This window comes from Paracoccus sp. MBLB3053, from assembly GCF_031822435.1.
GTDB lineage: Bacteria > Pseudomonadota > Alphaproteobacteria > Rhodobacterales > Rhodobacteraceae > Paracoccus > Paracoccus aurantius.
Window position 1 is genome coordinate 2656149 of record NZ_JAVQLW010000001.1, and the last position, 11315, is coordinate 2667463.

Genomic DNA, 11315 nt, shown 5'->3' on the forward strand with positions numbered 1-11315 from the left:
CCAGCAGATCATGCCGATCTCAGGGCTTGGGATGCTCATCCCAGTCGCCGCTCAGGATACGCTCGGCATCGCCCTTGGGGTCTTCATACTGACGCCCTTTCAGCGCCCAGACGAACGCCCCGAGCCCAAGCGCACCAAGCCCCAGCGAAACCGGTATCAGCACAGCCAATATTTCCATCCGCAGCCTCTCTTCTATCGCAGCCGCAGCGCGTTCAGCGTGACGCTGATCGAACTCAGCGACATTGCAAGCGCCGCCATGAGCGGTGTCGCGAAACCCGCGATCGCAATCGGCACCGCCACGATATTGTAGAGAATCGAGATCGCGAAGTTCTCCGTGATCCGTCGCCGCGCCGCCCTCGCAAGATCCAGGGCATCCGAAACCGGGCCGAAATCCGAACCCAACATGACCATGTCAGAAGCAACCCGCGCCGCATCAAGCGCGCTTGCGGGCGACAGCGAGACATGGGCCGCGCTAAGCGCAGCCGTATCGTTCAGGCCATCGCCAACCATGAGCACCCTATGCCCCTGCCCCGAAAGATCGGAGATGACCTGGGACTTTTCGGTCGGCGTCATTCCGGCATGCCATTCGGATATCCCGAGCCTGCGCGCAAGGTCACGCACAACCGGTTCGGCATCGCCCGACAGAAGAAGCACCCGCCGTCCCGAGGCGAGGATCTGGGCCACGGCTTGCTCGACACCCGGTCTGGGTCGGTCGGAAAACTCGATCCGGCTCGGGTCCGAATGTCCCGATTGCAACCAGGTCGCCGACAGGGTGGCTTCGCCATGCGACGCCCCAAGCCATTCTGCGCGCCCAAGCCTGACGACTTGTGCCCCGTTCATGGCAGTCATCCCCTGGCCCGGGATTTCACGCAGATCCTGCAATTCGGCAGGCCTCACACCCGCTGCGGCAAGGGCCTGAGCGAGCGCCTGCGCCAGGGGATGAGACGAGGCCCGCGCAAGTCCTAGCGCGATCGGCCGGTCACGCTCTGCTATGCAATCCAGATCGACAAGCTGCGGCACACCCAGCGTCAATGTCCCGGTCTTGTCGAAGGCAACCACGTCGACCTCGGCCAAACGTTCAAGCGCGGTGCCGTCCTTGATGAGCAACCCGCGGCGAAAAAGGCGACCGGAAGCCGTGGTCACGACGGCCGGCACCGCCAGCCCCAAGGCACAGGGGCAGGTTATGATCAGCACCGCGGCGGCGATGTTGACCGCAAGACGGATATCCCCGCTGGCCCAATACCAGCCGCAAAAGCTGATGAGCGCCATCAGGTGCACCATGGGCGAATAGAGACGCGATGCCCGTTCGGCAAGAGATGTGTATTTGCCCCGTGCCGTCTCGGCGGCCGAGACAAGTGCGGTCAGACGGGCAAGCGAACTGTCGCGACCGGCCGCCGTCACCCGAAGCAGAAGCGGGCCAGTCAGGTTCACTTCGCCCGTCGAAAGGGCAAGCCCCGGCTGTGCAGCGACCGGCAGGGACTCGCCCGTCAGCAGAGAGCGGTCGATTTCGCTCATCCCTTCGACCACTTCGCCATCGGCAGGAACGCGGGCGCCGGGCCGGACCCGGACGAGATCGCCGGGGCAAAGATCGCTGACCGCGACCGGCTCTTCTCCGCTTTCGGTCACGCGGAACGCCCTTGGCACCTCCAGGGCCGTGAGTTCCTCGGCGGCCGAGCGGGCCGCGGCGCGGGTCCGATAGTCGAGATAGCGGCCGACGAGCAGGAAAAAGCACAGCATCACCGCGGCGTCGAAATAGGCGTGATGGCCGGAGTGCAATGTTTCGTAGACGGAAATGGCACTGGCCAGGATCAGCGCCAGAGAGATCGGAACATCCATCCCCAACCTGCCCGCTCGAAGCGCCCGCGCGGCGCTTGAGAAAAAGGGCTGGCCCGCAAAGGCGATGGTCGGCAGCGCGATCGCCCCGGAAATGAAGTGGAAAAGGTCCCGCGTCGCATCCTCGGCCCCCGACCAGACGGCGACCGACAGGATCATGATGTTCATCATCGCGAAACCCGACACCCCGATCCGCATCAGGATGTCGCGGCCCTGCCGATCGGCTGCGGACGCGCTCAGTGCCGCCGGGTCGAGTTCATGTGCCTCATAGCCTGTCGCCTCGACGACCGGGATGAGTTCATCGGCGGTCAGCCCCGGCGCGTCGACATTCACCCGTCGCAACGTCAGGTTCACGCGGGCTTCCCTTACACCGGCATGGCCCATCAGCGCGCGTTCGACATCCGAAATGCAGGTCGCGCAATGGATGGTCGGCAAGGAAAGGATGATGTCGGCGGGGGCTGGCTTGCTTCCGGCCACTCGCTGTGCCAGCGGCACCGCATCGCAGGCGGGACAGGCCGACAGCCGTGCGTCGTGAAGCGTGGCATCGCTCATCTCACTTGACCCTGCTGCCGTGGTAATGGTCGATGCGCTGGCGGAATTCGGTCCCATCCCATGCGATCGCCCGGATGTGGATGTTCCATAGCCCTGCGGGCAGATCCAGAGGCGCCACGTAAAGCCCTCCGCGATTGACGAGGTTCAAATGGCGGTCGTCGCGCACATAGGTCGGGCGCCCGACCGTCACCTCCATGTCTCGGATGGGCGCGGGATTGCCCTGTGCATCGCGGATCGCCAGCACCATTTCCCTGCCGTCATAATCGGGCGTCACCGTCCAGCCCAGGGACTTCTGCGCAGTTCTTTCCTGATCGAACCGCTGCGAGGCGACGTAGCTGTTTGCCACCTCGAGTCCGGGAAAGGTGCCAACGGCCTTCACGGCCATAAGGACATTGACCGCGATGATGATGCCGAAAGCCGCGACGGTGATCGCCAGGACATGTCGGCCGGTCAGTTCGCGCGCCATCATTCGCTCCTTCCGTGAAAGACGGTGTCTATCTTCGACTTCACCCCGTCACTGGTATCCTCGACCCAAAGCCTGAGCTCGACCTGCCCGCCTTCGGCCAGTTCAGAGCCCGGCTCGGCGGTCACATAGACCCTTTGGCTATGGGTCGCATCGGCCGGAACCGGAACCGTGGTGCCATCGACCCCCTCGACCTCCAGCATAGCACCTTGCAGCACCATGCCATCGGCATCGGCGACCGAAATCGTGAATTCGTGTTCCGCGCCCTGCTTGTTGCGCAACCGCAGGATATAAGTGTTGCGGATCGCTCCGTCGGCCATCGTGACATAAAGCGGGTTGCGCACCGGGGTCACGTTCAGGTCGAAGGGCGAGCGCATGAACAGCGCCACCAGAAGGGCGATCCCGATCCCCGACCAGAGCACGAAATACAACAGGGTGCGCGGACGCAGGATATGTTTCAGGATCGGCTTCGGCTTGCTGCCGGCACGTTCGGCCGTCTCGTCCTTCAGCGCCATGTAGTCGATAAGCCCGCGCGGCTTGCCGATCCTGGCCATCACGTCGTCACAGGCATCGATGCAAAGCGCGCAGGTGATGCATTCAAGTTGCTGTCCGTCGCGGATATCGATGCCCATGGGGCAGACGTTCACGCAGGCCATGCAGTCGATACAATCACCCTTGGCCCCGCCATCGGACCGGGTCGGCTCGTCGCGGCGGATCTTGCCGCGCGGTTCGCCGCGCCAGTCGCGATAGGCGACGGTAAGCGTGTCTTCGTCCATCATCGCGGCCTGGATGCGCGGCCAGGGACAGGCATAGATGCAGATCTGTTCGCGCGCAAAGCCTCCGAAGATGAAGGTCGTCGCGGTCATCACCGCCATCGTGATATAGGCGACGGGATGGGCCTGCCCGGTGAACAGGTTTCGCAGCAAGCTCGGCGCATCGGTGAAGTAAAAGATCCACGCACCCCCGGTCATCAGCGCAATGACCAGCCAGATCGACCATTTGCTCAGCCTCAGCCGCAGCTTGCGGCCATCCCAGGGGGCATTCCACAGGCGCACGCGGGCATTGCGATCCCCCTCGACCCAGCGTTCGGTCAGGATGAAGAGATCGGTCCAGACCGTCTGCGGGCAGGTATAGCCGCACCAGACACGCCCGAGGGCGGACGTGAAAAGAAACAGCCCCAAGCCCGCCATGACCAGAAGTCCCGCGACGAAATAGAACTCATGCGGCCAGATCTCGATCCAGAAGAAGAAGAAGCGCCGGTTCGCCAGATCGACCAGCACAGCCTGATCGGGCAGGTTTGGTCCCCGGTCCCAGCGAATCCAGGGGGTGATGTAATAGATCCCCAGCGTGACCGCCATGATGATCCATTTCAGATTGCGAAACCAGCCATGGACGCGCCGGGGAAAGATCGGCTCTCGGGCAGCGTAGAGGTTCGGCGGGTCGATGTCGGATTGCGACATGTCTGGCTCCTGTGGCGCGCGCGGGGGTGGTCCGGTTCCGATCACGCGCCTTGGCCTGCGTCGGCGCGTTCGCCGCAGCGGCAGATTTGGTTGGGACACCGGCCCCAGAAAACGCGCCTATCCGATGGGGGCCGGTGTCGCCGCAGCCTTGTGCAGGCTGCGGATATGCTTCGCTACTCGCCGCCGCCAAGGCCGTGGACATAGGATGCGACAGCGCGGATATCGGCTTCGGAAAGACGTCCGGCCCATGCCGGCATTACCCCGAAAGGCCCATCATGCACGATGCGGGTCAAGGTCGCAGGGTCCGAGCCATAAAGCCAGACGGCGTCGGTCAGGTCGGGCGCCCCTTGCTCACGGTCGCCTTTGCCGTTCTCGCCGTGGCAGGCGGTGCAATTGTCGACATAGACGTCGGTCCCTGCCTCGGCCAGAGCGGCATCATGCGGCTTTCCGCCCAGTTCGAGGACATGGTGCACGACCTGGCGGATCTGGGTGTTGTCCAGCAGCCCGTCGGTTCCGAAACGCGGCATCTCGGAATAGCGGGTATCGCCATCCTTCGGATCTCGGATGCCGTGCTGCACGGTGGTGTGGATGTCCTCAAGCGTGCCGCCCCAGAGCCAGTCATTGTCCAGAAGCGAGGGATAGCCCGAAGCCCCGCCCGCCCCCGAACCATGGCATTGCGCGCACCAGGTGCGGAAGATCGCCGCGCCGGCATTGGCCGTGTAGTTCGCAAGTTCGGGATCATCGGCGATCTGCTCTAGGGGCGTGTCGACCAGCTTGGCCTGGACCCCCGCATTGGCCTCGGCAAACCGACGGATATCGGATGCCACCTCGGCGCGATTGTTCGTGCCCAAAAGGCCCTGGGTTGCCTGGCTGACCAGGGGAATGGCTGGATAAAGGAACATGTAGCCCACGGCCCAGACGATGGTCGCGTAAAAGGTCCACAACCACCAGCGCGGCAAGGGGTTGTCATATTCCTCGATGCCGTCCCAGCTGTGGCCCGTTGACGGCACCTCGACCACGCGACGCACGCCCTTGCTGTCGCGGACGACACGGGTTCCCACGACGGGTTTGTGCAGGGGTTCGCCCTCGGGCCCCTCGGGCGGATGGGCAAGGATCTGCGCCTTGTTTTCCTCATCCGCTGCCATGCGCTCAAGCTCGATGCGGTTGTCGGGGTTCTCGGGGCTCGTGTGCTCGTCCTTCTTGTCGGCCATCACTCGACCTCCTCTTGACCCTCGCGAGCGGGGCTCTTCTCGTTTCGAAAGATGCTCTCGGCGGCGTCCCGATGCATCGGGCGCGATCCGGGCCGCCAGGCAAAGGCGATTGTTCCCACGAAGAACAGCACCAGCAGGATCAGGACCCAGCTGTCGGCCAGTTCACGCAGGAAGGAATAATGATCCATCCCGCCCCCCTATCGATTGGCGTCCGGCTCGAAGGTCGAGAAATCGACCATCGTGCCCAGAACCTGAAGATAGGCGACCAGGGCATCCATTTCGGACACGCCGGGGCGGCGGTCGAAATTGCGCTGCTGCGCGCCGGGATAGCGTTCTTCCAGACCCGAGGCATCGGCGTCGGGATTGGCCTGGGCGCGGAAATCGCTGATCGCCGCCTCGACCATTTCTTCGCTATAGGGCACGCCAACGATCGCATCCGTCGCCAGCCGGTCCTTCATGTTCGAAGGGTCGATCATCCGGTCATGCAAAAAGCCATATGCGGGCATGATCGATTCCGGAACAACGGCCTGCGGGTTCGTCAGGTGGTCGATATGCCATTCGTCCGAATAGCGTCCGCCCACCCGCGCAAGATCGGGGCCGGTCCGCTTCGATCCCCATTGGAACGGGTGATCGTACATCGACTCGGCCGCAAGGCTGTAATGGCCATAGCGTTCGACCTCGTCACGCATCGGGCGGATCATCTGGCTGTGGCAGACATAGCAGCCTTCGCGGATGTAGATGTCACGCCCTTTCAGTTCGAGCGGCGTATAGGGGCGCACGCCGGTCACCTTCTCGATGGTGTTCTGCAGGTAGAAGAGCGGCGCGATCTCGACCAGGCCGCCGATTGTCACCACGACGAAGGAAAAGACCATCAGCAGCGTGGCGTTCTTTTCAAGGATCTTGTGTTTTTCAAGAATTGCCATGTTCGATCCTCACTCGGCGGGGACCGCGATGGCGGTCGCTTGCGTCTTGGGTTGGCGATTGACCGTGGCCCAAAGGTTGTAGCACATGATCACCCCGCCGGTCAGATAGAGGACACCACCCAGGGCGCGCACCACGTTCATCGGGAATTTCGCGGCCACCGTGTCGGCGAAGGCATTGACCAGGAAGCCCTGGCTGTCGACCTCGCGCCACATCAGGCCCTCCATGATCCCCGAGACCCACATCGAGGCCGCGTAGAGGACCAGCCCGATCGTCGCGAGCCAGAAATGCCAGCTGACCAGCGCGTTGGAATACAGCCGATCCCGTCCCCAAAGCCGGGGCGTCAGGTAATAAAGCGCGCCAAAGGTGATCATGCCGTTCCAGCCCAAAGCGCCGGAATGGACATGGCCGATTGTCCAGTCGGTGTAATGCGACAGCGAGTTCACGGCCTTGATCGACATCATGGGCCCTTCGAATGTGGCCATGCCGTAGAACCCCACGGCGACGACCATCATGCGCAGCACCGGGTCGGTCCTGAGCTTGTCCCAGGCGCCCGAAAGCGTCATCAGCCCGTTGATCATGCCGCCCCAGCTGGGCATCCACAGCATGATCGAAAACACCATGCCCAGCGTCGAGGCCCAGTCGGGCAGCGCGGTGTAATGCAGATGGTGCGGACCCGCCCAGATATAAAGAAAGATCAGCGCCCAGAAATGGATGATCGACAGCTTGTAGCTGTAGACCGGGCGCTCGGCCTGTTTCGGGATGAAGTAATACATCATCCCGAGGAAGCCGGCGGTCAGGAAGAAGCCGACCGCATTATGGCCGTACCACCATTGCGTCATCGCATCCTGAACGCCCGAGAAAAGCTGGACTGATTTCGAGCCAAGGAAGCTGACCGGGACCGAGAGGTTATTGACGATATGCAGCATCGCGATCGTCACGATGAAGGACAGATAGAACCAGTTCGCGACGTAGATATGCGGTTCCTTGCGCTTCAGGATGGTCCCCAGGAAGACCGCCAGGTAGACGACCCAGACCAGTGTCAGCCACCAGTCGACGTACCATTCCGGCTCGGCATATTCCTTGGACTGGGTGGCACCCAGAATATAGCCGGTGGCCGCCAGCACGATGAAAAGCTGATAACCCCAGAACACGAACCAGCCCAGGTTACCGCCCCAAAGCCGGGCAGCCGAGGTGCGCTGCACGACGTAGAACGAGGTCGCGATCAGGGCGTTGCCGCCAAATGCGAAGATCACCGCCGATGTGTGCAGCGGGCGAAGCTTGCCGAAATTGGTGTAACCTTGCGTGAGATCGCTGAGGTTCAGCGCCGGAAAGGCCAGCTGAAAGGCGATGACAACGCCCACCAGGAAACCGACCACGCCCCAGAAGGCGGTCGCGATCACGCCCGCACGGACGACGCTGTCGAAATATTCCGTCTCGGGGTGCGGGTCCAGGGCGGGCTGTTCATTTCCCATGCCGCGCAGCACGCGGATGAAAAGAAAGCCTGCCAGCAGCATGATGATCAATGCATTGACGCCATAGGCCGGATCATCGGGGCGCGCCCAATTGGCGGCGATTGCGGCAAGCACCGCGATCACGCCCAGCGCTATCAGCTTGATCGTGTCCAACATGCGAATCCTGTCCCTTCCTGCGTTTCAGGATGCCGAATCCCCCCGTTTTCTGGGCTTCGGCTGGCCTGACGGCTCTGAGGCTAATTCGGCACGGCTCACGGCACTTTGATCTGTGTCAACATTGACCCGCCTAAGCCGATGTAAAGTGAACTGAAAGGCGGAGCTTTTTTTCGAAAGCGGAAACGGCTCCGGAATGCCACGACGCCGCGTCAAGACGCTCAGGAAGGGGTGCGCCCATGTCTTACAAAACAATCCTCACGGTGCTGACGAATGAGAACCAGCACAAACAGCTTGATTCAGCGATCGCCATGACACGCCGCGAGGACGCGCATCTGGACGTATTCTGCCTGGGCGTCGATCACACGCAAAGCGGCTATTACTATGCTGGCGCATCTGCCTATGTCTTTCAGGAAACCATCGACAAGGCGATCGCCGCAGCAGACGCGCTAGAGCAACGCGTGCGCGAAAAGCTTCATGCCGAGGATGTCAGGTGGTCGGTCGATTCGGCGGTCGCCCAGATCGGCGGGCTTTCCACGCTTGTCGGCATGCGCGCGCGCTACTCGGATCTGGTGGTTCTGGCCCGACCCTATGGCGAAGGCGCATCGCCCGATGCCGAGGCCATCACCGAAGCAGCCCTTTTCGAAGGCTCATCCCCCGTCCTGATCGTGCCCGAGATGCTGAGCGAGCCTTTCGGCAAGAAGATCCTGATCGCGTGGAACCAATCGAGCGAGGCGCTCGCCGCTGTCCGTCGTGCGCTTCCGCTGCTGAAAGCCGCCGAGTCGGTCGAGATCACGGTGATCGACCCTTCGCCGCATGGCCCCGAACGCTCTGATCCCGGTGGCGCGCTGTGTCAGCTGCTGACCCGTCACGGCGTGAATGCCGAGATCGCCGTGCTTGCCCGAACGCTGCCCCAGGTCAGCGACATCATGATCAGGCGCGTCACGGAAATCGGTGCGGACATGGTCGTGATGGGGGCCTATGGCCATTCACGGTTCCGGCAGGCAATTCTTGGCGGTGCCACGCGCAACATGCTGGAAAAAGCACAGGTTCCGGTACTGATGGCCCGCTGAGCATTTTCAGACGGGAAGGCCACCATCCGTGTCGTCCCCACTTTCGACAACCAGGTTCTCGAAAGATGGAATGTTGACGCGCCGCTTCCCCTCAAGCTCGATCAAGCCTTCGCGCTTGAGGGCGCCCATCTGACGGCTGACGGTTTCCAGTGTCAGGCCCAGGTAATCCGCCATGGCTTCGCGCGTCAGCGGCAGTTCGATGACGATCCGTCCACCGGGACGTTGACGGATCAATGCGGCCTCGCGACGGGCAAGGATCACCAGAAGCGAGGCAATTTTTTCGCGTGCCGATTTGCGGCCCAGCAAAAGCAGCCAGTCGCGCGCGCTGTCGAGTTCGTCCAGGGTCATCTCAAGCAGCCGGCTCGCAAGATGCGGCGTTTCGCGCAGCAGTTTCTCGAAAGGCTTGCGACGAAAACAGCACAGCAGGATGTCGCTGGTGGCGGTGACGGTATAGCTTGCCAGATCGCGCCCCGGCCGACCCAGGAAGTCACTGGGCAAGAGCAAACCGACCATCTGTGTGCGGCCGTCCTCAAGCTGCTGGGTCAGCCCCGCCATCCCAGACACGACGGAGGCAACGAAATCCATGCGATCGCCCGCCCAGACAATCACCTGCCCCGCCTCGAAGCTGCGGTAATATTTCATCGTCTCGAGTTCGGCGAGTTCGTCACCATCGCAATGGGCGCAAACTGCACGGGTCCGTATGGGACAAATGTCGCAAGCTTGCTGCGACGAAAGGAGTGCTACGTCGGCTGCCATTCTTGATCTGCGTCAATGTCGTTAAGGAGAAGGTCGGGCAAGGATAGCCACATGGAACAACAATCGCAACTTGAGCGCCTCGGTTTGTTTGATGCGCGTGTCCCACGCTATACCAGCTATCCGACAGCGCCGCATTTCACGCCGGCCGTCGGCCCCCAGCAATTCCGCGAATGGATCGCCGCGATCCCATCAACTGCCACCATCTCGCTTTACATCCATGTCCCATTTTGTCGCAGGCTGTGCTGGTTCTGTGCCTGCCGCACGCAGGGCACGCAGTCCGAGGCCCCAGTGCGGGCCTATGCGGACACCCTGCTCGCCGAACTCGAGCTGCTGAAATCGACCTTGGCGCCGGGCGTGCGTCTGTCGCGCCTGCACTGGGGGGGAGGAACCCCCACCCTGATGCCCGCAGATGTCATCAGCCGCCTGGCCGGAACGGTGCTGTCTGCCTTTCCGCTGGCCGAGGGGGCCGAATTCTCGGTCGAGATCGACCCGAACGAAATCGACGATGCCCGCATGGATGCCCTGGCAGAAGCCGGCCTCAGCCGGGCGTCTATCGGTGTTCAGGATTTCGACCCCGAGATCCAGAAGGTCATCGGGCGCGATCAGAGCTTCGAAGTGACGAAGCGCGCGGTCGACATGATCCGCGACCGGGGCATCGCGAGCCTGAATGCCGACATCCTTTACGGTCTGCCCTATCAGGACCCGTTGCGGATTGCGGAATCGGTGCAGAAGCTGCTGGCGCTTTCTCCTGACCGCGTCGCGCTTTACGGCTATGCCCATGTGCCCTGGATGGCCAAGCGGCAGGTGATGATCCCGTCGGAGACATTGCCCGAACCCCAGGATCGGCTGCGGCTTTTCGAAGTCGCGCGCGACCTGTTCCTGGCGGACGGCTATGCCGAGATTGGCATCGACCATTTCGCCCGTCCCGATGACGGGCTGGGACGCGCGCAGCGTGCCGGGCTGCTGCGTCGAAATTTCCAAGGCTACACGGATGATCAGGCGAACGTGCTGATCGGCCTGGGCGCATCGTCGATTTCGCGCTTTCCGGAAGGCTATGCACAGAACGCACCAGCGACTGGCGCCCATGTCGCGTCGATCCGCGCGGGGCATTTTTCGACCAGCCGGGGCCACGCGTTTTCGGCCGAGGATATCTGGCGCGCTCGGATGATCGAATCCCTGATGTGCGATTTCGAAATCCGCGCTGAAGAATTCGTCTCGCGATACGGGCTCACCCCCGAGCGGCTCAGGGACATCCTTGCGCCGATCGCGGCACGATTCGGTGACATGGTCCGGATCGACGAAGCCGGACTGCGCATCCCGACCCATGCGCGACCTTTGACGCGCATGGTCGCGAGGATGCTCGATGCCTATGACATGGCAGCATCCGGTCATTCATCGGCCATCTGACCTGCGCACAG

Annotated in this window: 11 protein-coding genes; 2 read left to right on the forward strand and 9 right to left on the reverse strand. The window is 62.5% G+C overall.

The genetic code is table 11. The annotated features are described in order from the left end of the window. Window positions 1-19: 19 nt before the first annotated feature. The 8 genes from ccoS to ccoN form a co-directional block, all read right to left on the reverse strand. Complete coding sequence (ccoS, locus tag RGQ15_RS13260) at window positions 20-178, reverse strand: cbb3-type cytochrome oxidase assembly protein CcoS (protein WP_311160761.1); 159 nt, start codon at window positions 176-178, stop codon at window positions 20-22. Between the two features lie 14 nt (window positions 179-192). After that, window positions 193-2385 (reverse strand): heavy metal translocating P-type ATPase, encoded by a 2193-nt coding sequence (locus RGQ15_RS13265; protein ID WP_311160763.1) that lies wholly within the window; start codon window positions 2383-2385, stop codon window positions 193-195. Between the two features lies 1 nt (window position 2386). Further along, complete coding sequence (locus tag RGQ15_RS13270) at window positions 2387-2851, reverse strand: FixH family protein (protein WP_311160764.1); 465 nt, start codon at window positions 2849-2851, stop codon at window positions 2387-2389. Then, window positions 2851-4308 carry a cytochrome c oxidase accessory protein CcoG gene (ccoG, locus tag RGQ15_RS13275; RefSeq protein ID WP_311160765.1) on the reverse strand — a complete coding sequence of 486 codons (1458 nt, stop codon included), beginning with the start codon at window positions 4306-4308 and terminating at the stop codon, window positions 2851-2853. Before ccoG ends, RGQ15_RS13270 begins: the two co-directional genes overlap by 1 nt. A gap of 173 nt (window positions 4309-4481) precedes the next feature. Beyond that, window positions 4482-5519 (reverse strand): cytochrome-c oxidase, cbb3-type subunit III, encoded by a 1038-nt coding sequence (gene ccoP / locus RGQ15_RS13280; protein ID WP_311160768.1) that lies wholly within the window; start codon window positions 5517-5519, stop codon window positions 4482-4484. Continuing rightward, on the reverse strand, window positions 5519-5707 hold the full coding sequence (locus tag RGQ15_RS13285) for a cbb3-type cytochrome c oxidase subunit 3 (protein ID WP_311160769.1): 189 nt from the start codon (window positions 5705-5707) through the stop codon (window positions 5519-5521). Before RGQ15_RS13285 ends, ccoP begins: the two co-directional genes overlap by 1 nt. A gap of 9 nt (window positions 5708-5716) precedes the next feature. Continuing rightward, window positions 5717-6442 carry a cytochrome-c oxidase, cbb3-type subunit II gene (gene ccoO / locus RGQ15_RS13290; protein WP_311160770.1) on the reverse strand — a complete coding sequence of 242 codons (726 nt, stop codon included), beginning with the start codon at window positions 6440-6442 and terminating at the stop codon, window positions 5717-5719. Between the two features lie 9 nt (window positions 6443-6451). Further along, window positions 6452-8071, reverse strand: coding sequence for a cytochrome-c oxidase, cbb3-type subunit I (gene ccoN, locus RGQ15_RS13295; protein ID WP_311160772.1), 1620 nt, complete (start codon window positions 8069-8071; stop codon window positions 6452-6454). A 236-nt stretch (window positions 8072-8307) separates the two neighbouring features. On the opposite strand from ccoN, the gene RGQ15_RS13300 reads away from it, so the two are divergent. Then, window positions 8308-9141, forward strand: a complete 834-nt coding sequence (locus tag RGQ15_RS13300; protein ID WP_311160773.1) for a universal stress protein — start codon at window positions 8308-8310, stop codon at window positions 9139-9141. Window positions 9142-9147: 6 nt separating this feature from the next. On the opposite strand, the gene fnrL is transcribed toward RGQ15_RS13300, so the two are convergent. Beyond that, window positions 9148-9897: a transcriptional regulator FnrL gene (gene fnrL, locus RGQ15_RS13305; RefSeq protein WP_311160775.1), complete on the reverse strand. Its 750-nt coding sequence runs from the start codon at window positions 9895-9897 to the stop codon at window positions 9148-9150. 51 nt (window positions 9898-9948) lie between these two features. Between fnrL and hemN the strand changes: the two genes are divergently transcribed. Continuing rightward, entirely contained in the window at window positions 9949-11304 is a 1356-nt protein-coding gene (hemN, locus tag RGQ15_RS13310) for an oxygen-independent coproporphyrinogen III oxidase (RefSeq protein ID WP_311160776.1), read from the forward strand. Window positions 11305-11315 lie beyond the last annotated feature (11 nt).